Annotated in this window: 17 protein-coding genes; 4 read left to right on the top strand and 13 right to left on the bottom strand. The window is 67.2% G+C overall.

What is annotated here, in order from left to right; translation table 11 throughout:
• Window positions 1-43: 43 nt before the first annotated feature.
• The 9 genes from D9601_RS09680 to D9601_RS09640 form a co-directional block, all read right to left on the bottom strand.
• Window positions 44-2,599 carry a TonB-dependent receptor domain-containing protein gene (locus D9601_RS09680; protein WP_232474030.1) on the bottom strand — a complete coding sequence of 852 codons (2,556 nt, stop codon included), beginning with the start codon at window positions 2,597-2,599 and terminating at the stop codon, window positions 44-46.
• A 354-nt stretch (window positions 2,600-2,953) separates the two neighbouring features.
• Entirely contained in the window at window positions 2,954-3,676 is a 723-nt protein-coding gene (locus D9601_RS09675; RefSeq protein WP_198353790.1) for an energy transducer TonB, read from the bottom strand.
• Window positions 3,677-3,716: 40 nt separating this feature from the next.
• Window positions 3,717-6,359: a TonB-dependent receptor gene (locus tag D9601_RS09670; protein WP_198353789.1), complete on the bottom strand. Its 2,643-nt coding sequence runs from the start codon at window positions 6,357-6,359 to the stop codon at window positions 3,717-3,719.
• Window positions 6,360-6,480: 121 nt separating this feature from the next.
• The gene (locus D9601_RS09665; protein WP_198353788.1) at window positions 6,481-7,374 is read right to left on the bottom strand and encodes a FecR family protein; all 894 of its coding nucleotides are present in this window, start codon (window positions 7,372-7,374) and stop codon (window positions 6,481-6,483) included.
• A 118-nt stretch (window positions 7,375-7,492) separates the two neighbouring features.
• Window positions 7,493-8,002 (bottom strand): RNA polymerase sigma factor, encoded by a 510-nt coding sequence (locus D9601_RS09660; RefSeq protein ID WP_198353787.1) that lies wholly within the window; start codon window positions 8,000-8,002, stop codon window positions 7,493-7,495.
• 298 nt (window positions 8,003-8,300) lie between these two features.
• Entirely contained in the window at window positions 8,301-9,077 is a 777-nt protein-coding gene (locus D9601_RS09655; RefSeq protein WP_198353786.1) for a sulfite exporter TauE/SafE family protein, read from the bottom strand.
• Window positions 9,078-9,204: 127 nt separating this feature from the next.
• A complete protein-coding gene (locus D9601_RS09650) occupies window positions 9,205-10,413 on the bottom strand; it encodes an LL-diaminopimelate aminotransferase (protein WP_198353785.1) in 1,209 nt (402 codons plus the stop codon).
• 150 nt (window positions 10,414-10,563) lie between these two features.
• On the bottom strand, window positions 10,564-13,353 hold the full coding sequence (locus D9601_RS09645; protein WP_198353784.1) for a TonB-dependent receptor: 2,790 nt from the start codon (window positions 13,351-13,353) through the stop codon (window positions 10,564-10,566).
• A 209-nt stretch (window positions 13,354-13,562) separates the two neighbouring features.
• Window positions 13,563-15,392, bottom strand: coding sequence for a DUF885 domain-containing protein (locus D9601_RS09640; RefSeq protein WP_232474029.1), 1,830 nt, complete (start codon window positions 15,390-15,392; stop codon window positions 13,563-13,565).
• Window positions 15,393-15,539: 147 nt separating this feature from the next.
• Between D9601_RS09640 and D9601_RS09635 the strand changes: the two genes are divergently transcribed.
• The 3 genes from D9601_RS09635 (at window position 15,540) to clpS (ending at window position 18,561) form a co-directional block, all read left to right on the top strand.
• Entirely contained in the window at window positions 15,540-17,264 is a 1,725-nt protein-coding gene (locus tag D9601_RS09635; protein WP_198353783.1) for a PHA/PHB synthase family protein, read from the top strand.
• 83 nt (window positions 17,265-17,347) lie between these two features.
• Window positions 17,348-18,094 carry a phasin family protein gene (locus tag D9601_RS09630; protein ID WP_198353782.1) on the top strand — a complete coding sequence of 249 codons (747 nt, stop codon included), beginning with the start codon at window positions 17,348-17,350 and terminating at the stop codon, window positions 18,092-18,094.
• A gap of 137 nt (window positions 18,095-18,231) precedes the next feature.
• The gene (gene clpS, locus D9601_RS09625; RefSeq protein ID WP_198354443.1) at window positions 18,232-18,561 is read left to right on the top strand and encodes an ATP-dependent Clp protease adapter ClpS; all 330 of its coding nucleotides are present in this window, start codon (window positions 18,232-18,234) and stop codon (window positions 18,559-18,561) included.
• A 35-nt stretch (window positions 18,562-18,596) separates the two neighbouring features.
• Here clpS and D9601_RS09620 read toward each other — a convergent pair whose 3' ends face one another.
• Window positions 18,597-19,328 carry a Crp/Fnr family transcriptional regulator gene (locus D9601_RS09620; RefSeq protein ID WP_332837964.1) on the bottom strand — a complete coding sequence of 244 codons (732 nt, stop codon included), beginning with the start codon at window positions 19,326-19,328 and terminating at the stop codon, window positions 18,597-18,599.
• Between the two features lie 153 nt (window positions 19,329-19,481).
• Here D9601_RS09620 and murA point away from each other — a divergent pair, with 153 nt between their 5' ends.
• Window positions 19,482-20,765: a UDP-N-acetylglucosamine 1-carboxyvinyltransferase gene (murA, locus tag D9601_RS09615; RefSeq protein ID WP_198353780.1), complete on the top strand. Its 1,284-nt coding sequence runs from the start codon at window positions 19,482-19,484 to the stop codon at window positions 20,763-20,765.
• Between the two features lie 4 nt (window positions 20,766-20,769).
• On the opposite strand, the gene D9601_RS09610 is transcribed toward murA, so the two are convergent.
• From D9601_RS09610 to D9601_RS09600, 3 genes are all read right to left on the bottom strand, one after another.
• Window positions 20,770-21,288, bottom strand: a complete 519-nt coding sequence (locus D9601_RS09610; RefSeq protein WP_198353779.1) for a phosphoribosyltransferase — start codon at window positions 21,286-21,288, stop codon at window positions 20,770-20,772.
• Window positions 21,288-22,304 carry an adenosine deaminase gene (locus tag D9601_RS09605; RefSeq protein WP_198353778.1) on the bottom strand — a complete coding sequence of 339 codons (1,017 nt, stop codon included), beginning with the start codon at window positions 22,302-22,304 and terminating at the stop codon, window positions 21,288-21,290. Before D9601_RS09605 ends, D9601_RS09610 begins: the two co-directional genes overlap by 1 nt.
• Window positions 22,305-22,475: 171 nt before the next feature.
• Window positions 22,476-23,789, bottom strand: coding sequence for a cystathionine gamma-synthase family protein (locus D9601_RS09600; protein WP_198353777.1), 1,314 nt, complete (start codon window positions 23,787-23,789; stop codon window positions 22,476-22,478).
• Window positions 23,790-23,989: the final 200 nt, after the last annotated feature.

The raw sequence follows: 23,989 nt of genomic DNA, 5'->3' as shown, positions 1-23,989 counted from the left end.
GCCTCACAGGGCAAGCCAAGGCTCGCAACGCAATCGTCGCCGATCAGAATTTGAACGTCAGCGAACCGCCATAGGTCGCGCCGACGATGCCGCGGGCGTAGAAATAGCCGTTGGTCACCGCCTGCGTCTGGCCCTGGCGCGGGTTGCCTTCGGTCAGTCCGACGACGTCGAAGATATTGTCGGCGTTCAGGTTCAGCTGGACCCGATCGCTGACGTTGAAATTGACGCCGACGCCGGTCACGCCATAGCTCGGCAGGGCGATGCCGTTGCCGTTATCGGCGTAGATCTTGCCGATATATTTGTAGCGGCCGTAGACCTCGCCGAGGCCGTGGGGCAGCTGCACGGTCGGGCTGATCGTGAACAGCTGTGCCGGCGTGCGTTCCGGTCGGTTGCCCTCATATTGCGATCCCGCGTCGACGCCGTTGAGCTGCAGGTTGAGCAGCTTCGGGTCTTGGAAAACACCCTGGAAATCGACGGCGAACCAATCGATCGGCCGGACCACAAAATCGAGTTCGACACCGATCGTGCGCAAATTGGCGTTCAGATTGACCTGCTGCGACGGATTGTTCGGGTCGGAGAAATTATAGTTCTGGTTGCGGAAGTTGGTGCGGAACACCGTCGCCGATCCGGAGAACAGCTTGCCGTATTGATAGCGGACGCCCGCCTCGTACAGCTCGATCGTGGTGATCGGATCGGTGGTGTTGGTCTGGAAACCGTTGGCGTAGCGGGCGTAGATCGAGAAGTTCGGTGTGAACAGATAGTTGGCGCCAATCGTGTACGCCGCCTTCTGGCGCAGTCGCTTGGTTTCGGTGAAGGTGCCGTCGAAGCTCGAACCGACATTGCGGACGACACCGACCACGCCGGGCTGCACCGCCTGGTTGGTGGCCAGCGCATTGCCGTCGCGCGCCGTCGCCTTGTCGCTCTCCCACCGAACGCCGCCGTCGATGCGCAGGTCGCCGATCGCGAATTCGTCATTGGCATAGAGCGAGACGGTGCTGTCGAGCCGCTCGCGGATGCCCGCACCCCAGTCGCCATAGGACACCAGGCCATTGTCGGACAGCACGCCGACCACCTGGTTGTTCGCGTTGAGCGCGACGATATCGTAGATGTCGCTGTTGGTCTTGACGTCGTTGACGACGCTGGCGGTCGCCGACTGATCCTGCGACCGCTTGACGTTATAGTACATGACGCCGGCGGTCAGCGAATTTTTGATGCCGCCGGTGTCGATCTCCCAGCGGCCACCGGCGTTGATGCCGAGGTCGCGGCCGTCGATATAGTCGTGGTTGAGCGTCGTGCGCTGCAGAAAGCCGTTGCCGTTCAGCGCATTGAGGGCCGCGGTCTGGTTGGCGCCGAGCACCACGCCGGTGCGCAGATTCTGGATGCCGAACCGCGCTGCGGTCGGATAGGCGGCCGCGCCGGCCGTCAGCAGATCGTTGATCGGCGAGGTCGCGCCCGGCGTCAGATAGTTGACCGCGCTGGTCAGCCCCGCATTGCCCGTACCCGAGCCGGGGAACAGACCATTGAAGTCGTACGAATACTTCAGATAGCGGGCGTGGGCGAACAGATCGATCGTGTCCGACACCGGCTTTTCGACGTCGAGCCGGATTTGCGCCGTCTTCGCCTTGATGCCGTCGCGATAGCGGAATTCGCGGAAGCCGCTGGGGTGGGCGAAGGTCGAAACCGGCACCGCGATGTTCGAGAAGGCGTCGCCGCCGACATTGCCGAACTGCGTGTCGAGGCCGGGGATGCCGCCGGGCTTGTTGTTGGTGAAGCTGTACGGCTGGTCGGCGTAATAGGCGTTCTCGACGTCGCCACCCTTGGCCGACAGGCGGATGAAGCCGCCACCGTCGAACTTGTATTCCAGCATGCCCTTCAGGCGCCAGCCGGCATAGTCGAAGGGATTGTCGCGGACACCCGGGCTCGACTGGATGTAGCCGCCGACGTTGAACGCCAGCTTGTCGCTGATCGGCGCGGAATAATAGAAGTCGCCGCGCTTCATGCCGTAATTGTATGCGGTGACGCGCGCCTGGCCCTCGGCGTGGTCGAAGTTCGGCCGTTTGGAGATGAAGTTGATCGTCGCGCCGGCGCCGTTGACCGTCAACACACCCGACGATCCGCCCTTGACCGCTTCGAGCCGGTCGATGGTCAGATCCTGATCGAAGAAGAAGTCGGCGCCGCCGCCACCGTAGAGGATCGGCATGCCGTCCTCTTCGAGCTGGATGAAGCGCTGGCCGCCGCCCTGCAGGCCACGGACCGAGTAATTGTTCGAGACCTGGCCGGCGGTACCCTCGACGAAGATACCGGGGACCAGCTCGAGCATGTCCGCGGTCGAGCGCGGCGCGCGACGGTCGATCGCGTCACGATTGGCATAAGTGATGTCGGCGGACGCGCTGATCAGCGGCCGATCGCGCGAGGTCGTGCCGGTGACGACGATGTCGCCGAGATCCTCGTTGCTCTGCGCGGGGGCGGTGTTCGGATCGGTCTGGCCGGTCGCCGGGGGCGTGTCGTTCGCCACCGTCTGGGCTGCGGCCGGAGCCAGGGGCAGCGCGGCAGCGCCGAGCAGAAGCGCAACCCGAAGGCTGCGACGCGAAATGGACAACACTATCCTCTCCCGAGATCACCCAAAGGCGCGGTTCGTCCGACGCCCTGATCCCTTTTTATGGCCGCAACGGACTGGCGACAATCGATGCCACGATCATGTAACCGCTTTCTCGGCGACTGTTGCAGCACGGCAACGCCCGGCGTGGGGCAGAAATTCGAGAACAGGGATCGATCATAGCAACGGCGGCTAGGGGCCGGCGATCGTCTGCGATTGTCGAGCGGACACGATGCATTGGCGCTGGAGTAAGGCGATCGCTGGCGTTTTCGGGCGCTTGTGAACCGAGGGTCATCGGGAGAGAGGTGCTGCGTGAGGTCCAGGTTCCGCACCGGTGCGGCGATCCTTTGCGTCGGGTCAGCGGCTGCGCACCGCAAACTGGATCGCGACGGTCAAAGTGATCGCATCGGGCCGGTCCGGCGGGATCGGCGGCAGCGGATCGGCGCGCGCTAGCGTCTCCTCGGCGGCGCGGTCGAGTGCCGCGCAGCCCGAGCCGCGGACGATCGCCGCCGCATGGACATGGCCGTCGCGGGTCAGGCGGAAGCGCAGCACGACCTCGCCCTGCTGCCCCGCCCGCCGCGCCGCTTCGGGGTAGCGGCGCACCCTTTGCAGCCGCGCCATGATCTGCGCCTCCCAGGTGTCGGGGCCATGACCGGCGAGTTGCGGTGCGGGCGGGGCGGCGATCGTGTCCGGCGCGGCATCCGGCGACGGCGGCAGCGGCTCGGCCTCCGCCGCAACGGGCGACGCGGACGCTGCGGCGGCGGCGATGGCAGGCAGGGTCGGACTTGGCGGCGGCGGCGAATCCGGTGGTGGTGCCGCGGCGGTGCGATGATGGTCGACCGGTGCCGGCGCCTTATGGGCACGCGGCGTGACCTCCGGCGGGGAGGCGGGTGCGACGAGGCCGATCACCAATGGTGCCGGCGCGGGGGGCGGTGCCGGCGGCGTGCCATGCCAGTCGAGCAGCGCAGCCATCGCGCCGCAGCCGGCCAGCATCGCGGTGCCGGCGAGCCCGACACCGCGCGCGCGCCACCCAGCGGGCCGATCGCTGTACCGCGCCGGGCGGCGCGTAACGGAACGCATCCCGCTCACCGCCGCGCCCATGCGAAAGCGAAGGCCAGCGTCACAGGTGGAGCGTGACCGTCGCCTTGATCGTCCGGCCGGGCGACGGCACTCGGCCGACGATCATCGGGTCGTAATAATATTCGTCGGTCAGATTCTCGCCGCTGAGGTTCAGATCGAGCCGGTCGTTCTTCCGCCAGTTGACGAAGCTCGACCAGATCGTCTGCGGCTGCGTCTGCCGTGCGCCATTCTCGCCCGTTTCGAAAAAGATCGCGCCGTTGAAATCGGCGCGGGCGCCGATCGTCAGCGCCCGCTCGTGGAGCAGGCGCCCGCCGATCGTGACGCTGCCATTGTCGCGCGGCGGTACGTAATTCGCCTGATAGTCCGTCGGCAGCCCGGCGAAGCGGTTGACGTCCGCTTTGCAGCTGTCCGGCGTCTGGCAATAGAGGATCTCGTCATAGCGCATATAGGCGAGGTCGCCGAATACGCGGCCGGCATCGATCTTGACGCTCGCGTCCCAGCCGCGATGCCGCGCCTCGTCGATGTTCGACCAGGTCTTGGCGCCGCGACGCGGGCGGATGCGGATGACGTAATCGCGCGTCTGATTGTCAAAATAGCTTAGTTTCGCACGCAGGCTGATCGGCCGGCCGAACAGCGTGTCGCGCAGCAGGTTGATGCCATATTCGCGATTGTCGACGCGTTCGGGCCTGAGATCGGGATTGGGCGTGACGTTGAAGGTCATCGTCATCTCGCGCAGGCTCGGCGGCCGCCAGCCATAGGCCTGCTGCGCGAACAGCTGCACGCCGGTGACCGGTTCGAGCGTGATCGCTGCCTTCGGGTTGAGGCGGCGGCCGTCGCGGTCGTTGCGCGGATCGACCGCCGCGACGTGGTAGGTGTCGTAGCGCAGGTCGCCGTTGAAGATCAGCCAGCGCACCGGCGTATAGACGGTCTGCGCATAGACGCTGAAGATGTCGCGCTCGCCTTCCGGATTGAAGAAGCTCGTGCGCGCATGACAGAAGGGGGCGTTCTTGGTCTCTGCGATCCGGGTGCCGTCGCATTCGACGGGGTCGTTGCGACCGCGCTCTTCGGCATAGCTCAGCCCGGCGCGGACGCGGAGGTCGCCCCAGCCCCCTGCGGCATGCCAGTCGTTGTACAGGGCACCGCCGATATTGTGCTGCCGGAAATATTGCGGGATCGGATCGTCGGAGAAGAGACCCGCCTTCTCGTCGTTCCAGAACCGCTCCTTCTTGGCGACGGACCAGAGATCGAGGTGGAGGTTGACCGCGCCATTGGCGGGCGCGAGCGTATAGCGGGCGGTGACCGTATCGCTGTGGATCGTCATCGGCGGCTGTTCGGTTGGCATCACCGGATAATCGGGTGCGGCGTTGGGCATCACCGATTCCGAGTCATGCTCGCCGAAGCGGCTGTCATACAGCATGTAGCTGAGCTTGAGCGCATGCGCGCCGACGGTCGCGCCGGCCTTGAGCAGCACCGAATCTGCGTAGCGCGAGGTGTTGTAGACCTGATAGCCCGGCGCATAGGCGGCATCGGCATAATGCGGGGGATAGCCCTCTTCGCCGACCACACGGTCATAGCCGTTGGCGTGCCGGCCGGAAAAATAATTGCCGTTGGCAGTGTGCGCGTAGCCGGCGAGCAGCTCGAACCGTTCGTTCGCCCAGGCGGCGACGACATTGCCCTGGAAGCGGCGGCTGGTCAGGAAGCCGGGCCGGTCGGTCGTGCCGGGATGATGTTCGTGCCAGTCGTCGGGCGTCTCCTCGCGCGAATAGGTCTTCCAGCCTTCGGGCGGGGGTGGCGGGGCCGCTGCATTGTCGCCCAGGCTCGCCTGCCAGCGGATGCCGAACGTCCGCCCCGGCCGCAGCACGTCGAGCGCGGTCAGCGTGCGGGCATCGACCGCGCCGGCGCTATAGCCCGCGCCGCCCGGGCCGCCGCTCGGTCCCTTGTCGATCGCGATTCCGGCGAGGAACGCGGGTTCGACCGACAGGCGGCTGCGGCTGCCGTTGTAACCGCGATAATCCGAACTGTCCGACGGCGCACCGTCGACCAGCATGGCGACGCGGCTATAGCCCTGCATGCCGCGGATGTTGATGTCGACCGAATCGCCGTTGCGATTGCCGCTGGAGATCACGCCGGCCGCCAGCTTGAACAGGTCGCCGGTCGAGGTCACCGGCACGCGCGCGATCTGCTCGCGGCTGATGTAATCGCTCGCACCGGGGCTCCGATAGGGGCGATCGGCGGCGGCACGATCACCGGCCTGCCGTGGCGCCGCGGTCTGCGCATCGCCGCCGGTGCCTGCGCGCGCCTCGACGCGGAGTGCGCCGAGCTGGACGCCGTCGTCGCCGGTCTGCGGCAGACGTTCGAGCGTGAAGCTGCGGTCGCCGGTGCGGCGATAGGTCAGGCCCGATCCGGCGAGTAGGCGCGACAGGGCGTCCGCGGCATCGAATCGGCCGTCGAGCGCCTGTGCATGCTGACCGCTGGCGAGCGCGCCGTCGTAGACGATCTGCGCACCACTCTGCTCGGCGAGCGTGTTGATCGCCTCGGCGAGCGAGCCGGCGGGTATGTGATAGCTCGCCGTCTGCGCGCGCGCGGCGGGTGCTGCCCATATGGCTGCGGCGGTGGCGAGCAGCATCAGCCGCGTCGGCCCCGTTCTGCGATGATCCGCCCCCCGGCGGTGATAGGTCGTCACGTCTCACACTCCCCCAGCTGTTACCCCCGGACGCGACGCTAATGCGAGGCGTCCTCAATAACGCTGGACGGTCGAGGATCGCGGCTGGAAACCCGCAGCGCTGACTTTTTTGCCGCGGCGATCAGGCGTGGAGGATAATGACGTGCGATGTCAGTCGGATCGACCGTATCGCTAAAGTCCGCTCGATCAGGTCGATCGCGCGCAGCGGATCGCCGATATCGAACGTGCCGCTGATCCGCCGCCGTGCGAGCGCCGACCCGGCGATGCCGAGATAGCCGCGATGATAGCGTGCGATCGTCGCCACCACCTCGCCCAGCGGCCGGTCGACCACGCGCAGGCGGCGATGCGTCCACGCCTCGACATCGGCGATCGCGACAGGGCGGGGCGGGCCGAGGCCTTCGCCGTCATAGTCCACCGCCTCGCCCGCGCTCAGCACCACCTGGTGGCCGGCAATTGCGACGGCGACGCGATGTTCGGTAACGATCACACGCGCGCCGGCCGCCGTGCGCGCGACGAGGAAACGCGTGCCCAGCGCGACGCTGCGTCCCGCGCCGGCATCGACGCGGAATGCCTGGCCGTGCCGCGCCGCGACCTGGAAGGCCGCCGCGCCGCGCAGCAGCCGGATGGTGCGGCCATCCGCCGCGATCGCGATCGCCGAGGCGGTGTCGAGCGTCGCGACTGAGCCGTCGGGCAGGGGGACGCGGCGGATCTCGCCCGTCGCCGTCATCGCATCGGCGCGCCAGCGAAGCGGCAGGTCCGCCGCGACCGCCATCACAACCACGAGCGCGGCGGCGACCGTCGCGCCGATCCGCCGCGGCGTGGCGATACGCCGGCGCGGCATCGCGGGTGGCGCGATCATCGTGCCGTCGAGCGCGTGCCAGAGACGCTCGGCACGCGCGAAGGCGCGGTCGTGGCGCGGATCGGCGCTGCGCCACGCCGTCAGCCGCGCCGCGTCCGCGGCTGTCCAGCTGCCGGTTTCGCGATCCGCCAGCCATTGCGCCGCCTGCTCGTTCATTCTATCGCGGATCGGCCGCTCTCCTTGTTCGCCGTCGCTGCGCCTCGGCGCGCGTCTCCATCATCGAGGACGATCGACGCCGGCGAATGGAAACCGCAGCGGCGCGGGCCGAGGGCACTCACCCGTCGGGCTCGATCCGACCGAGGCAATGACGGACGGCCTGCGCAACATAACGGTTGACCATCTGACGACTAATGCCGAGCCGCGCCGCGATCTCACTCGCGGTCAGCCCCTCGATGCGGCGCAGGTAGAGGATCTCGCGACAGCGTGGCGACAGATCGCGCAGCGCCGCACGTACCGCTTCCAGCCGCTCGCGGTCGAGGAGTATACGGTCGGCGGGCGGCGCGGCATCGGCGATCTCTTGGCCGTCCGTGTCGGACGCGAGCAGCGCCTGCCGACGCTGCTCGGCGCGTCGCTGATCGAACGCGAGATGGCGCGTCAATGTGATCAGATAGGCACGCGGATCGGCGATCCGCACCGACCGGTCGACCTGCTGGATGCGCAGCCACAGGCTCTGCGTCACATCCTCCGCCGCCGCCATCGTACGGACGATGCGCCGCGCGAGGCGCAGCAAAGCGCCGCGTTCTTCAAGCAGCACACGCGTCAGGGCATGGGCGTTGGTCGGCATGGCTGGTGCCTCTACTCGGAGATGCGACAGACTCGCAATAGCAATATAGCTGTCCGAGGCGGGTTGTGCGGCCGATCATGGGGAGGCCCGCTCCACGCCTCCCTCCGTAGCGCGACATGCGGCCATGGATCGCGGCACGCTCTCCATCACGGTCGCAGGCGGCCCGGCGCGATACCGTCATGATGCCGGACACACGGCGGCGTCGGGTCACGCTGACGTTCGCTATTGCCGGAGCGAAGCGGCCGGCAACCGGACGTGATCCCGTCGCATTCAGGCCGCTCCGTCCGGCCGACGGGTCTCAGAACAGCAGCTTGACCCCGACGATGGCGAGCACCGTCGCCAGGATCGGGCGCAGCACGCTCTCGCGCATCGATCCGGCGAGCACGCTGCCGACGACGATGCCGGGGATCGAGCCGATCAGCAGCGACCCCAGCAGGCCGAGGTCGACTGAGCCGAGCAGCCAATGGCCGGCGCCGGCGAGCAGGGTGAGCGGCACCGCATGCGCGATGTCGGCACCGACCAGGCTTTTCAGCGGATGGCGCGGATAGAGGACGAGCAGGGCGGTCATGCCGAGCGCGCCGGCGCCGACCGACGTCAGCGAGACGAGCACGCCGAGGATCGCGCCGAGCAGGATCGTGAGCAGCCCCGGCCGCCGCCCCTCGCGTTCGCCGAGCCGCGGCGTCAGCGCCGCAACGATCCGGTGGCGGAGCAGCGTCGCCACGGCGGAGACGACGAGGACGATGCCGAGCAAGGTTGCCAGCAGATGCTCGGTCGCCGGCGAATGTTCGCTGGCGCGGCCGAGCAGCAGCAGCGTCACGATCGTTGCCGGCACGCTGCCGGTCGCCAGTCGCCCGACGATCCGCCAGTCGAGCGTGCCGCGCCAGCCGTGGACGGTGGTGCCGACCGTCTTGGTCGCCGCGGCGTAGAGCAGGTCGGTACCGACCGCGGTCGCTGGGTGGAAGCCGAAGGCGAGCACCAGGATCGGCGTCATCAGCGATCCGCCGCCGACCCCGGTCAGCCCGACGAGCACGCCGACCAGCACACCGGCCAGCGAGTAGAGCGGCTCGATCGTCATTCGGCGGCCATCCGGTCGGCGTCGGCGCTGCGGGCGCGGACGCCGTCGTTCATCGTCTCAAGGCGCATGGTCGGCGGCTCTGGACTCCTGCACGGGCGGGAACCCGAATGCGCGCTGGGTGAAGGGCTCAACCCGCGTTCCGGCTCGGCGTGTTGACGCCCATGCTGGCGAGGTAGCGCTTCACGTTGCGCGCCGCCTGGCGCAGCCGCTGTTCATTTTCCACCATCGCGATGCGCACGAAGCCCTCCCCATTCTCGCCGTAGCCAACCCCTGGCGCAACCGCGACCTGGGCGTGAGTCAGCAATTGTTTGGAGAACTCAAGGCTGCCTAAGTGCTTCAGCGCGGGCGGCAGGGGGGCCCAGGCGAACATCGAGGCGGGCGGCGCGGGAATGTCCCAGCCGGCGCGGCCGAAGCTTTCGACCAGCACGTCGCGACGCTTGTGATAGAGCTGGCGGTTCGCCTCGACGATGTCCTGCGGGCCGTTGAGCGCGGCACAGGCCGCCGCCTGGATCGGGGTGAAGGCGCCATAATCGAGATAGGATTTCACCCGCGTCATCGCCGCGATCAGCTTCCGGTTGCCGACCGCGAAGCCGATCCGCCAGCCGGCCATCGAATAGGTCTTGCTGAGCGAGGTGAATTCGATCGCGACGTCCTTGGCGCCCTTTACCTGCAATATCGAGACGGTCGGCTTGCCGTCATAATAGAGCTCCGAATAGGCGAGGTCGGAGATGATCCAGACCTGGTTCTCCTTCGCCCAGGCGACCAGCCGTTCGTAGAAGGCGAGGTCGACCGTCTCCGCGGTCGGATTGGACGGATAGTTGACGACCAGCACCGACGGGCGCGGGATGGTGAATTCCATCGCGCGCTGCAGGCTCTGGAAATAGGCTTCGTCGGGCGTCGTCGGCACCGCGCGGATCGTCGCGCCGGCGATGATGAAGCCGAAGGTGTGGATCGGATAGGACGGATTGGGCGCGAGGATGACGTCGCCGGGCGCGGTGATCGCAGTGGCGAGGCTGGCCAGCCCCTCCTTCGACCCCATGGTGACGACGACCTCCGTCTCCGGATCGACGTCTACCCCGAAGCGGCGGCCGTAATAATTCGCCTGGGCGCGGCGCAGGCCGGGGATGCCCTTGGACTGCGAATAGCCATGCGCCGACGGCTTTTGTGCGACCTCGACCAGCTTCTCGATCACGTGCGGCGGCGGCGGCAGGTCGGGATTGCCCATGCCCAGGTCGATGATGTCCTCGCCACCACTGCGCGCCGCCGCCCGCATCGCATTGACCTCGGCGATGATATAGGGCGGCAGGCGTTTGATGCGGTAGAAGTCGTCGGACATGGGGCACCTTGTGGTGGGAAGGTGTGCCGAGTCTTACCCGTCGTGACGCGGCGAGGCCAGTCCGGGGCGAAATGGAGCGATCACTCTATCAGGAGCGCCAGCTCTTGGTCGGTGCATGGCCATGCCGCGGCGGACATGACCATGCGTCGGTCAGAACCGGAAGCGCACACTGGTCTGGATGGTGCGCGCCTGCACCCGGATGCCGACCGGCAGCGCATTATAGGCGCCGAAGTACGATGGCGTATTGTCGTGCAGCAGGTTGGTCGCCTCCAGGCTGAAGGTCGCATATCTGACCGGCGTGACGTTGATCGCGGCGTCTAGGCGCGACGTACCCCGATTGTAGACGGAGTAGCCAGGGTTCACATAGTCAATCCCCGTCTTGTATTTCGAACGGAAATTATAGGCGAGGCGCGCGCTGAACACCGGGGTTTCGTAAATCAGCGCCGCATTGCCGCTGTACTTCGATGTGAACGGAGCGTCGTAGAGACCCTGTGTATCGGCTACAGTGTCGGCATAACCCAATTGCAGCGACGCTGTCGGAATGTAGGTGAAGTTCGCGTTGACGCCGAAGTGGCGAGCGAAGCCGGGCAGGAAATCGAAGAAGGTGTTCAGCTGCGACTCGATGCCGAAGATCTTGCCGGGTCCAGCGTTGCGCGGCTTTCCGACGATATAGAGCCCGTCTGCGGCGTTAGGGTTCGGAGCGAGCCCCGCTACTGCTTCGCGCTGTTCGGTATAATAGATAAAGCCGGTCTGATTCTTTAGGAACGCGCCCACCGACACGAGGCCGCCCTGGCCCCAGTAATATTCGAGCGATGCATCGTAATTGTTTTCCTGCACTGGCTTGAGATCGGGGTTGCCGGAATAGACCCGTCCCGCCGTGGTGGCATCGAGGATGTTCACAGCCGACCGCATGCTGTAGAAGTCCGGACGCTGCACGTTGTGCGTGTACGACAAGCGCAATTGTAGCTTGGGCGTGAGATGCAGCCTCGCGGTCGCACTCGGAATCAGGTCGACATAATTGGCCTTGCTGCCAATCGGCGTGTAAATGACCCCCTGACCGTAATCCGGTGTGCCGTTCGGCAGAAATGCACGCCACTGATAGCGCGAACTGACCGCATTGCCCCAGGTGTTGACGTACCGGAGGCCCAATTCGCCATCGACGGGAAAGCCGGCTGTGAACGCGTAGTTCATCTGGCCATAGAAGGCGAAGGTCCGTTCGTGTTCCTGGAAGCTTTCGCCGGGATCGGTGGTGGCGGGTACCGGGAGGGTCCAATCGCGCCCGGTCAAATCGGCACCGTTGTTGATGATGTAGGTGCGCAACGCGCCGAAGCGATCATACGTGCCCGCTCCGCTCAGCTGGTACCAGGTCGGCGCGTTGGCGATCTGCGGTGTCACCGACGAGATACCGATGCCCGTCGCGGACGAGACGGCGCCCAGCGTCGGTGCGGCCGCCGTATTGAAGTAGAAGGCGTCGCGATACCCATAGTCGCGATAGGCGGTCCGCTTCGAGAAGCGTGATCCGAACTGCAGCGAGCGAACCAGCCCGGTCGGGCTCGCCTGCACCGTCACGTCGAATTTCGCGGCGAACAGCGTGTCCTGATTGTCGCCGCGCTGATCATGGACCTGATACAGCTTGTAATTGGCCGGGTTGCCGAGGTCGCTATTTGGATAGGTGACATACGGGCCGCCGCCCGGCACCAGCGGCGAATTGAAATCGACATTGATGACATTGCCACCGGTCAGGCGATACTGCGTCTGGTCGAAATACTGGTAGACATCGGTCCAGTTGTACTGGGCGCCGAGGTTGATCTGTACCTTGTCCGAGTTCCAATGCGTTTCGAAATTGGTGTTGTAGGTGTCCGACTTCGTCTTCTGGTAGATGGCCAGCGGCCCGCCCGGAACGCCTTCGTTGCCGTTGTTCGTGATCGTCACCGACCGGATGGTGCCATCGCTGTTGGCGACCAGATTGCTGTACGATCCCTGGTCACTGTTGGTCTGGATCCGGATATTGTTCCGTTTGTCGGTCGACCGGACGCCGAAGTACGAACCTTCCAAGACGAAATCGAGCCTGCTGTTAGCGCGCCATTGATAAGCGACGTTCAGTGACGGCCGTTCGACCGATCCGGTTTCGACCCCGTAATTGATCGCATAGGGGATGATCGTGTTCTGCTGTGATACCGGAAGACGCGAATTTGAACCGCTGCCGGTGAAGAAGCCGATCTGCTGCGGCGATTCACTGACGATATAGTTCTCGAAGTAATTGTTCTTCGTGTAGGAGCCATTGACCAGGAAGCCCATCTCGCCGATCGGCGTGTCGAACCGCTCGGCGACCAGCAGGCTGGCATAGGGGCTCTTGGTGTCGCCGAGGTCCGAGAAGGTTTCGCGGAAGCTGCCGGCGAGCGTCAGTCCCTTCACCAGGTCGAGCGGCCGGCGCAGTTCGACGTTGACCGTGCCGGCGATGCCGCCTTCAACCTGGTCGGCGCTTCGCGTCTTGTAGACGTCGACCGACTTCAACAGCTCGGCCGGAATGTCGGCCAGGTTGAGCGCCCGTGTGCCGGCCGTTCCGGCCTCGTTGCCGTTGATCGTGGTCTGCACGTCGGAGAGGCCGCGGATCGTGACATTCTGCCCTTCCCCGCGCGCACGGTCGATCTGCACGCCAGAGACGCGAGAGAGCGCTTCCGGAACATTGTTGTCGGGCAACTTGCCGACATCCTCTGCAACCACCGAATCGACGATCTGCTTCGACCGACGCTTGCGGTCGACGGCCTTTTTCACGCTTTCACGCAGGCCGACGACGATCACGTCCTCGTCGGCGGGTTGTGGTGTCGTCGCATCCTGATCGGTGATGACGGGCGGTACGGGTCGATCCTGCGCATAAGCGGCAGTGCCGATCATCAACGCCGCAACCGCCCCCGAAGTCAGCAATGCTCCCCGTGCCATGCCATTTCCCCTGTTTCTGCTGAATCTGCTCAGCTTATTTGTCAGGGTATACGTTATGCGAAGATGGTGCTGTCAAGACCGTATGTTGCGTGCGGTGCGCTCTCAGCCGCAAAAAATGTCTTCTGGCTCAACCTGTTGTAGCAAAAGGCCGCCAGACCCGACGGTCGGACGGCCCCTCACACTCTGCGAACCTCGGTAGGGGAAAGCGCTCAGCCCTTGGCCGCGCCTATCCAAGCGTCGACCTGCTCCTCGAGCACGCCGAGCGGCAGCGCGCCGCTGGCAAGGACGACCTCGTGGAAGTCGGGCAGCTGGAAGCGGCTGCCGAGCGCGGCCTCTGCCTTGCGGCGCAGCGCGGCGATGCGCAGCTGGCCGACCATGTAGCTGGTCGCCTGGCCGGGGTTGTTGATGTAGCGGTCGACTTCCTTGACCACGTCGCGCTGCGACAGCGGCGCATTGGCGGTGAAATAGGCGATCGCCTGGTCGCGGCTCCAGCGCTTGGCATGGACGCCGGTGTCGAGCACCAGCCGGCACGCGCGCCAGACCTGCAGCGACAGCATGCCGAGCTCGGCATAGGGATCGGCATAGGCGCCCATCTCCTTTGCCAGCCGCTCCGAATAGAGGCCCCAGCCTTCGGTATAGGCGCCGTAATAGCCGAAGCGGCGGAACTTGGGCACGCCGGTCAGCTCCTGCGCGCGGGCGATCTGGAAATGATGGCCCGGCGCGCCCTCGTGATGGGCGATGCCCTCGACCTGCGGCTTCTGCACCTGGGTCATGTCGGCCAGGTTGACGTAGAAGATGCCGGGGCGCGAGCCGTCGGGCGCGGGCTGGTTGTAGAAGGCGACCGCCGCCGTCTCCTGCCGCCACGGCTCGACCGCGCGAACCTCCAGCGCCGCCTTAGGCAGGCGGCGGAAGAAGCGCGGCGCCGCCGCCATGGTCTGGGCGATCGCGGCGCGCGCGTCGGCCAGATAGTGCTGCCGCCCCGACTCGTCGTTGGAATATTTGAAGCGGGGACTGGTGCGCAGCTCGGCGAACAGCTGTTGCAGCGTGCCCGTATAGCCGATGCGCGTCATCACCGCCTGCATCTCGCCATGGATCGCCTTGACCTGGTCGAGGCCGAGCTGGTGGATCTGATCGGCGGTCAGGTCGGTGGTGGTGTAATAGGCCAGTCGCGCCTGATAGTAAGCATCGCCGCCGGGCAGGCTCCAGGCGCCGTCATTGCCCTTGGCCAGCGGCTCGATCGCATCGAGCGCGGCGAACAGCACGTCGAAGCCCTGGCGGAACGGGCCGGTCAGTGCCGCGGTGGCGTCGGCGACCAGCTGCGTCTTGGTGGCGGCGGGTGCGTCGAGCTTGCCGACCTTGGCCTTGAAATCGGCCAGCACGGTGCTGCCGGCGCCGCCGTCGAACGGCGCGCCGGTGATCACCTTGCGCGCGTCGCCGCGCGCCGGCGCGAACACCATCTGGGGCGGGACGATGCCCTTGGCCGCCTGGGCGCGCATTTTCGCCGCCACCTCCTGCATCACGCGGCGGGTGTCGCGCAGCCGCGCGATATAGGCGCGCGCATCGGCGACGCTGTCGACGCGATGCTCGTTGATCAGGAAGACCGGGATCTCGCCCGCCGGGCTGCCGTTGGTCGAGACGGGGAAGGCATAGTCGCGGAACCGGAACTGGCGCGCGTCGGTCGCGACCTGATCCTCGAACAGCCGATAGCTCAGCTTCGCCTGCGCCCCCAGCCGCGCGAGCGGGAAGCGGCGCTTCATCTCGGCGAGCTGGCTTTGCTCCAGTGCCAGGCTCTTCTGCGCGGCGGCGTCGGTATAATCGTCGAGCTTGTCGTTGTTGGTCTTGAGGCCGAGGCTGGTCTGGCCCTGCGGGCTGAGCGCAAGCTGCGCGTCAAACGCCGCATCGAGAAAGGCGAGCAGCGCGGCATCGTCCGGCCCGGCGGCGGGCGCCACGGCCTCTGCGAGCAACGGCGCCGGCACCAGCGCCGCCGCGGCGGCGCCGCCCATCATCCTCACATAGGTCCGCCTGTCGATCCGCACCATTCCCGCTCTTCCTTCGCTGTTTCAGGGAGCTAGGCCGGTTCGTCGCGCCGGAGCAAGCGCATTTCCCGCCCTCTGCCGGACTCGGCGGCAATGCCGGTTCCCCGCGTGGCGCGAAGCCGCTATGCCGGCCGGCGGAGAGGAAGCGCCATGGCCGACCCGAAGGATCCCCGTTCGACGCCTGATCTCGCCGAACTGCAGCATTGGACCTGGGTGATGGGTCGCGCGCAGCAGATGGCGATGGAGCAGGGGCTCGACTGGTTCGACGCCGCCCGGCTGCCGGGCGTCACCGACACGCCCGCCGCGGCCCAGGTGCGCGATTTCTGGACCGACAGCCTGACGCTGTGGCAGCGTTTCCTCGATCCCGCCGCCGCGCCGCCGCCGCCCGCCGCCTCGGACGGCGACGCACGCGACAAGCGGTTCAAGGATCCGGCGTGGCGCGACGATCCCTGGTTCGACTGGCTGCGGCGCAGCTACAATCTGGTCGCCGATCATATGCTGCGCGGCGTCGACCAGCTTGAGGGGCTGGACGACAAGCAGAAGCAGCAGCTCCGCTTCGCCGCCAAGGGCTTCGTCGATGCGATCAGCCCGTCCAACTTTCCGGCGACCAACCCGGAGGTGATGGCCAAGACGATCGAAACGCGCGGCCAGAACCTGCTCGACGGGCTGCAGCACATGCTCGCGGACATCGGCAAGGGGCAGATGACGCACAGCCCGGCGGGCGCGTTCGAGATCGGCCGCGACCTGGCGACGACGCCGGGCAAGGTGGTGAAGCGCACGCCGCTGTACGAACTGATCCAATATGCGCCGACCACGGAGCAGGTGCTGGCCACGCCGGTGGTGATCTTCCCGCCGTGGATCAACCGCTTCTACATCCTCGACCTGACGCCGGAGAAGAGCTTCATCCGTTGGGCGGTGGACCAGGGCCTCACCGTCTTCATGGTGTCGTGGAAGTCGGCCGACGCGACGATGAAGGACGTGATCTGGGACGATTATGTCGGTGCGCAGGTCGATGCGATCGACACCGTCCGCGGCCTGCTCGACGTGCCCTCGGTGCATGCGATCGGCTATTGCGTGGCGGGCACGACGCTGGCGGCGACGCTGGCGCTGCTCTCGGCCTGCGGCGCGGCGGACAAGGTCGCCTCCGCCACCTTCCTGACCGCGCAGGTCGATTTCGCCGCGGCGGGCGACCTCACCCATTTCGTCGATGACGAGCAGCTCGCGCTGATCGGCGCGCTGTCGCCGCAGGGGTTCCTCGACGGGCGCTACCTGGCCGCGACCTTCAACCTGTTGCGCGGGCGCGACCTGATCTGGAGCTACGTCACCAGCAACTATCTGCTCGGCAAGGATCATGCGCCCTTCGACCTGCTCCACTGGAACGGCGACGTCACCAACCTGCCGGCGAAATGGCATCTGTCCTATTTGACCGATCTGTACCGCGACAACCTGCTGGTGCGGCCCGGCGCGCTGTCGGTGGCGGGGGTGCCGCTCGACCTGACCAAGGTGGCGACGCCAGCCTATGTCCAGGCGGGCCGCGAAGATCATATCGCGCCGCCGGAAAGCGTGTGGAAGATCACGCATTTGTTCACCGGACCGCTGCGCTTCGTGCTCGCCGGGTCGGGCCATATCGCCGGGGTCGTCAATCCGCCGGCGGCGGGCAAATATCAATATTGGACCAACGATCACGCCGCTGACTCGCTCGACGAGTTCGTCGCCAGCGCGACCGAGACGCGCGGCAGTTGGTGGCCGGACTGGGCGGCCTGGCTGCGTGGCCACGGCGAGGCGACCGTGCCGGCCGACGGCGCACGCCGGCCGGGGGAGGGCGCGCTACCCGCGCTTGCCGACGCACCGGGGGACTATGTCCGCGCCCGCTGAAGAGCGGATTTCGTAGCGTTTTCTCTTGCATCCGGCCGAATCAGGCCTTATTGTGCAGTGCAGCAAAACGCTGGAGCAGGACCATGGCAGACTCGCCCCCCAAGCCCGCCCGCAAGTCGGCGAAGGCCGGCAAGCCATCCGCTGCCATCGCCCGTGCCGCCGATGTGGTGCAGCAGACGCTCGCCGCCGCACCGGCGATCCCGCCCGCACTCGCCGCCCCCGCCGCCCCGCACGAGGCGCCGGTCGCGGCGCAGCCCGAACCGATCAAGCCGACCGGCGCACAGCCGGCCCCGCGCGCGGCGACACCGCCCGTGCGTCCCACCCCCGCCGCAGCGCCCGTCGCGCCTGCCGCACCCGCAGCGAAGGACATCAGCATGGACACGATCGATACCGCCAGGAGCACCGTCGACAACGCCACGGCCAAGGCCGAGACCCTGTTCAACGAGGCCGGCGACCGCGCCAAGGGCGCGATGGAAAAGGGCCAGAAGTATTTCGAGGACGCCGCCGACTTCGGCCGCGGCAATCTGGAGGCTTTGGTCGAATCGTCGCGCGTCGCCGCCCGCGGCCTCGAGACGCTGAGCCAGGACAGCGTCGCTTACGCCAAGAAGGCGTTCGAGGAGGCGACCGCCGCCGCCAAGCAGCTCGCCAGCGTCAAGTCGCCGACCGAATTCCTCAAGCTGCACAGCGACTATACGCGCAACGCGTTCGACTCGCTGGTGGCGGAAAGCTCGGCGCGCGCCGAGGCGGTGCTGAAGCTCGCTGGCGAGATCGCGCAGCCGATCTCCAACCGCGTCGCGCTCGCCGCGGAGAAGATCAAGGTCGCTGCCTGACGCACGGCCTTCCCGATTATGGGACGAAAGGGGCGGCCGCAGCGATGCGGTCGCCCTTTTTGCGGCGACAGGGCCTTGCCCCGGCGCACCGGCGTGCCATATTTCGACGCTTCATCATGACAGCCGAACCGATCCACATGGCGCAGCGCCGCGACGATGGTCAGGACGATGGCACGGGCACCGGCCTCGCCACCAAGACGCGTACGCGGACCAAGCAGCCGACGCCGTATCGCGTGCTGATGCTCAACGACGATTACACGCCGATGGAATTCGTCGTCCTGTGCCTGCAGCGCTTCTTCCGCATGAACATGGAGGAGGCGACGCGGGTGATGCTGCACGTCCACCAGAAGGGCGTCGGCGTCTGCGGCATCTTCTCCTACGAGGTCGCGGAGACCAAGGTCGGCCAGGTCATCGACTTCGCGCGGCAGAACCAGCATCCGCTGCAGTGCACGCTGGAAAAGGCATGAATGCCCGCTCCCGCCGATAGGGCGGGGACGAGGCTCTAGCGCCCGGCGGGCAGCCAGGCGAGGTCGACCCCCGCGCCGCGCTCGACATGGTTGGCGGCGCGCATCAGCCCGTTCTCGTTGACGAAGGTGAAGCGCCCGCCATCGCGTGCGATCAGCCCTTCGTCCTCCAGCTGGCGCAGCATCCGGTTGACATGGACCGCGGTCAGACCGGTGGCGTCGCCGATCTCCTCCTGCGTCAGGCCGAGGACGAAGGCATCGTCGACCCGGCCGTCGCGCACGCGCAGCCGGTTGCGGATCTCGATCAGCAGCGCCGCGACGCGCGCCTTGGCCGAGGTGCGACCAAGGCCGGCGAGGCGGTCGGTCAGCGCCACCCGCTCCATCTGGTCGAGCGCGATCAGCAGGGCGGCGAGCCGCGGATGCTGGCCGATCACTTCGGCGATCAGGCCGCGCTCGAGCGGGGCGACCGCGCATTCGGTCAGCGCCATCACCGTCTCCGGCGAGCTGCGATAGACCAGGCTGGCCATGGCGATCAGATCGCCGGGGAACAGGAAGCGCAGGATCTGGCGGCTGCCGTCGGGCAGGATGACATAGCTCATCATCGTCCCGCGCTTGACCACGAACAATTCGCTCAGCCGGTCGTGCTCGCGCAGCAGCACCGCGCCACGGCGCAATTGCCGTTCGCGCTGTTCCAGCCGGTCGAGCGCCGCCGTCTCGCTCTCGGACAAGTCGATCAGTTCGCCGACACGTGCGGCGAGGCAGCTGGCCACGCTGTTGGAACCCCCAAAACCTTGCCGACCGCACAAAGCAAATGGCCAAGATTGCTGCATTAAAATCGATCAAGGGTCATTTCGCACTCGTACCGGCGAAGGAACCGCTCGGGTCTGTTGCGAGTGCGCGGGGGAGCGCCTAGACGCCATCCGATGGACCGTATCCTTATCCGCGGCGGCCATCGCCTGTCCGGCCGCCTGCCCATCTCCGGCGCCAAAAACGCCGCGCTGACGCTGATGCCCTGCGCCCTGCTCACCGACGAACCGGTGACGTTGCGCAACCTGCCGCGGCTCGCCGACGTCGACGGCTTCGGCCATCTGCTCAACCAGCTCGGCGCCTCGACCGCGATCCAGGGCACGCGGCCGGAGGATTTCGGCCGAGTGATGACGATCCGTGCCGGCATGCTGACCAGCACCGAGGCACCCTATGACATCGTGCGCAAGATGCGCGCCTCGATCCTGGTGCTCGGCCCGGTGCTGGCGCGCGCCGGCCAGGCGCGGGTGTCGCTGCCCGGCGGCTGCGCGATCGGCAACCGGCCGATCGACCTCCACCTCAAGGCGCTGGAGGCGATCGGCGCCGAGCTGGAGATGGCGGCGGGCTATGTCACCGCGACCGCGCCGGGCGGGCGGCTGTCCGGCGGCCGCTACCGCTTCCCGGTCGTCTCGGTCGGCGCGACGGAGAATGTGCTGATGGCCGCGGCGACGGCGCGCGGCACCAGCGTCATCGAGAATGCGGCGCGCGAGCCGGAGATCGTCGACCTGTGCAACCTGCTGGTCGCGATGGGCGCGCGGATCGACGGCATCGGCACCGAGACGCTGGAGATCGAGGGCGTCGACCGGCTGCACGGCGCCACCTATGCGGTGATGCCCGACCGGATCGAGGCGGGCAGCTACGCCTGCGCCGCGGCGATCACCGGCGGCGAGCTGGAACTGGTCGGCGCGCGCGCCAGCGACATGCAGGCGACGGTCGACGCGCTGCGCGAAGCGGGGGTGACCGTCACCGAGACGCGCGACGGGATCAAGGTCGCCGCCGACGCGCCGCTTACGCCCGTGACGCTGTCGACCGCGCCCTTCCCGGGCTTCGCGACCGACATGCAGGCGCAGTTCATGGCGATGCTGACCCAGGCGGACGGTGCCAGCGTGCTGACCGAGACGATCTTCGAGAACCGCTACATGCACGTGCCCGAACTGGCGCGGATGGGCGCCGACATCCAGGTGCACGGCCGTACCGCGGTGGTGAAGGGAAAGAGCGCGCTGGTCGGCGCACCGGTGATGGCGACCGACCTGCGCGCGTCGATGAGCCTGATCCTCGCTGGGCTTGTCGCCGAGGGTGAAACCGCGGTCAGCCGCGTTTACCATCTCGACCGCGGTTACGAGCGGCTGGAAGAGAAACTGTCCGCGGTCGGCGCCGACATCGAACGCGTCAGCGACGGCTGATGCGTCAGGCGATGCGGTCGGGCACCTCGGCCGCATCGTCTTCGATCGCCGCCTGCGGCGCGACCGCTTCCCAGGGGAAGACGTACCAGTCCTTGGTCGTGGTGCGGTCGATCGTGCGGGCGCGATAGTCGACGCGCTGCGCGGAGACGACATTGTCGATCAGCGTCGCGAAGCGGATATGCGCCGCCGGCGCCCCGGCCGCGGCGAGCTTGTCGCGCAGCAGTCCGATCGTCCGGCCCGAATCGTTGATGTCGTCGACGAACAGCAGGCGCTCGCCGGCGCCCGCCCGCGTCGCCAGCCGGACCAGCACGTCGTCGGCGAAATCCTTGACGTTGCTCGACAGGTCGCACGACAGCGTCGCGAGGCCGGTGGCGTGGCTGAGGTACACCGCCGGCACCAGCCCGCCGCGCCCGATGCCGATCAGGTAATCCGCCCGCCAGCCGGCGTCGGCGCCCAGCGCGGCCGCGAGTGCGCGCACGTCGGCGACGAAGGCGTCATGGCCGATCGGGGTGAACACCGGCATCAGGCAGCCCCTTCCACATAGGCGTCGACCGCCGCGACGTGGCGCGCGATCGTATCCGCCGGCAGGAACGATCCCAGGAAGCTGTTGCGCGCCAGCGTCGCCAACTGCGCGTGCGACAGGTCGCGCGCCGCCGCCGTCGCGCGGAAATTCTCGGCGATATAGCCGCCGAAATAGGCCGGGTCGTCGGAATGGATCGTCGCGCGCAGGCCGAGATCGAGCATCCGGTCGATCGGATGCGCCGCCAGCCGATCGACGTTGCGCAAGGCGACGTTGGACAGCGGGCAGACGGTCAGCGTCATCCGCTCGGCGACCAGCCGCGCGACCAGCGCGGGATCCTCCAGGCTGCGGTTGCCATGATCGATCCGGTCGACCTGGAGTACGTCCAGCGCCTCGCGGACATAGTCGGGCGGCCCCTCCTCGCCGGCATGGCAGCACAATTTCAACCCGCGCTCGCGGCTGGCGGCGAAGACGCGGGCGAATTTGGCGGGCGGGTTGCCGAGCTCGGAGGAATCGAGACCGACGCCGACGAAACGATCGAGCCACGGCTCGGCGAGGCGCAGCGTCGTCAGCGCATCCTCCTCGTCGAGATGGCGCAGATAGCTCATGATCAGCCCCACGCTCATCCCGTGCCGCGCCTCCGCCTCGGCGATGCCGGCGGTGAGACCGCGCATCACCGTGTCGAAGGCGACGCCGCGGTGGGTATGCGTCTGCGGATCGAAGAAGATCTCGGCGTGGGTGACGCCGTCGGCGGCGGCGCGATCGAAATAGGCGACGGCGAGGTCGCGGAAATCCTCTTCCGTGAGCAGCACCGCCGCGCCGGCGTAATAGATGTCGAGGAAGCTCTGCAGGTCGGTGAAGCGATAGGCGGCGCGCACCTCCTCGACGCTGGCGAAGGGGATGGCGACGCGATTGCGCCGGGCGAGCGCGACCATCAGCTCGGGCTCGAGGCTGCCCTCGATGTGCAGATGGAGTTCGGCCTTGGGCAGGCCGGTGCAGAAGGTCGCGAGATCGGTCATCCGCGCCATCATCGCTGCGGTGCGGCGGATGGGCAAGGTTCTTCCCGCGGGATCACCCTCACCCTTCCGGCGCGACGCGCCTCCCTCCCTCTCCCGATGGGAGAGGGAAGGGGCCCATCGCCAGCGGCGATGGGAAGGGTGAGGGTGACGCGGCTGGCCGGGGCGTGGCCCTTAGATCGCCGCCAGCGCCTGGTCGAAATCGGCGATCAGGTCGTCGGCATCCTCGACGCCGATCGAGATGCGCACCAGATTGTCGGTGATGCCCAGCGCCTGCTTGCGCGCCTCCGGCACCGACAGATGCGTCATCGCCGCGGGATGCGACGCCAGCGTCTCCGTGCCGCCCAGGCTGACCGCCAGCTTGGCGATCTTCAGCGCGTCGAGGAAGCGGAACGCCTCCGCCTCGCCGCCCTTGACCAGCAGCGAGAAGGTCGAGCCGGCGCCGCTGCAATGGCGGTCGTAGATGTCCTTCTGGCGCGCATCCTCGATGAAGCCGAGATAGCCCATGCTGTCGACCTTGGGATGCTGGCGCAGGAAGGCGCAGACCTTGGCGGCATTCTCGCCCGCGCGGCTCATGCGCAGCTCCAGCGTTTCCAGCGACCGCAGCAGCATCCATGCCGTATTGGGATCGCAGATCGTGCCGATCGTGTTGCGCATCGACCGGATCGTGTTGATGTGCTCCTTGCTGCCGAGCACGCCGCCGGCGACCAGGTCGGAATGGCCGCCGGCATATTTGGTCAGACTGTAGACGACGATGTCGGCGCCGTGCTGCAGCGGCTTCGACCAGAGCGGCCCGAGGAAGGTGTTGTCGATCGCGATCGGCGGCTTGGCCGGGCTGTTGGCGAAGATCGCATCGCGGCTGGCGCGCACCGCCTCGACGTCGACCAGGGCATTGGTCGGATTGGCGGGGCTTTCCAGATAGATCAGCGCGACGTTGCCGCTCGCCGCCTTGCCCAGCACCGCGTCGATCTCGGCGCGCGTCGCGCCCGCCGGAAAGTCGAGCCAATGCACCCCGAACCGGCCGAGGATGCGCGCGATCAGCGTCTCGGTCGCCGCATAGAGCGGACCCGAATGCACGATCGTGTCACCCGGCTTGACCATCGACAGGAACAACGTGGCGATCGCCGCCATGCCGCTGGAAAAGGCGAGCGCGTCCTCCGCCTCTTCCCACACCGACAGGCGATCCTCGAGAATCTCCTGATTGGGGCCGTTGAAGCGCGAATAGACGAGGCCCTCGGCACCGCCCGGCCGCTTGCCGGTGACGCCTTCGAAATGGCGCTTGCCGGCGGCGGCATTGGGGAAGACGAAGGTCGAGGTGAGGAAGATCGGCGGCTTGAGCGATCCTTCCGACAGCGCCGGGTCGAAGCCATGGCCCATCATCAGCGTCGAGGGCTTCAGCTTGCGGCCGGCGATCGTCTTCGGCGTGGTCGGGCCGGCGTCGGGCGCGGGCACGCCGGTCATGTCGGCTTCGGTCTCGCGGTTCGGCATCGTCATCTCCTTGTGATGCGGGAGCATAACGCCGGATCGTAACGGAGGATACCAGTTTGCCGCGCGGTCCGTCCTCGTCCGCTCGTCGTCCCGGCGTAAGCCGGTGTCGGGCGAGGTGGGCTGACATCGCAGTTTACGCGAAGACGCGAAGATTTTGGTTCGCGCGGAGGCGCGGAGGACGCAGAGATGATGCGCTTGCC

It is taken from the genome of Sphingomonas sp. MA1305, from assembly GCF_016107325.1.
Classification (GTDB): Bacteria; Pseudomonadota; Alphaproteobacteria; order Sphingomonadales; family Sphingomonadaceae; genus Sphingomonas.
The sequence above is the reverse complement of the archived record's forward strand: the minus strand, read 5'-3'. Positions and strand labels throughout refer to the sequence as shown.

Coding starts and splice junctions, on each gene's coding strand:
- D9601_RS09675 (WP_198353790.1), bottom strand. CDS start 3,676: ATGCGTTCCGTTACGCGCCGCCCGGCGCGGTACAGCGATCGGCCCGCT.
- D9601_RS09665 (WP_198353788.1), bottom strand. CDS start 7,374: ATGAACGAGCAGGCGGCGCAATGGCTGGCGGATCGCGAAACCGGCAGC.
- D9601_RS09660 (WP_198353787.1), bottom strand. CDS start 8,002: ATGCCGACCAACGCCCATGCCCTGACGCGTGTGCTGCTTGAAGAACGC.
- D9601_RS09655 (WP_198353786.1), bottom strand. CDS start 9,077: ATGACGATCGAGCCGCTCTACTCGCTGGCCGGTGTGCTGGTCGGCGTG.
- D9601_RS09650 (WP_198353785.1), bottom strand. CDS start 10,413: ATGTCCGACGACTTCTACCGCATCAAACGCCTGCCGCCCTATATCATC.
- D9601_RS09645 (WP_198353784.1), bottom strand. CDS start 13,353: ATGGCACGGGGAGCATTGCTGACTTCGGGGGCGGTTGCGGCGTTGATG.
- D9601_RS09640 (WP_232474029.1), bottom strand. CDS start 15,392: ATGGTGCGGATCGACAGGCGGACCTATGTGAGGATGATGGGCGGCGCC.
- D9601_RS09635 (WP_198353783.1), top strand. CDS start 15,540: ATGGCCGACCCGAAGGATCCCCGTTCGACGCCTGATCTCGCCGAACTG.
- D9601_RS09630 (WP_198353782.1), top strand. CDS start 17,348: ATGGCAGACTCGCCCCCCAAGCCCGCCCGCAAGTCGGCGAAGGCCGGC.
- clpS (WP_198354443.1), top strand. CDS start 18,232: ATGGCGCAGCGCCGCGACGATGGTCAGGACGATGGCACGGGCACCGGC.
- murA (WP_198353780.1), top strand. CDS start 19,482: ATGGACCGTATCCTTATCCGCGGCGGCCATCGCCTGTCCGGCCGCCTG.
- D9601_RS09610 (WP_198353779.1), bottom strand. CDS start 21,288: ATGCCGGTGTTCACCCCGATCGGCCATGACGCCTTCGTCGCCGACGTG.
- D9601_RS09605 (WP_198353778.1), bottom strand. CDS start 22,304: ATGACCGATCTCGCGACCTTCTGCACCGGCCTGCCCAAGGCCGAACTC.
- D9601_RS09600 (WP_198353777.1), bottom strand. CDS start 23,789: ATGCCGAACCGCGAGACCGAAGCCGACATGACCGGCGTGCCCGCGCCC.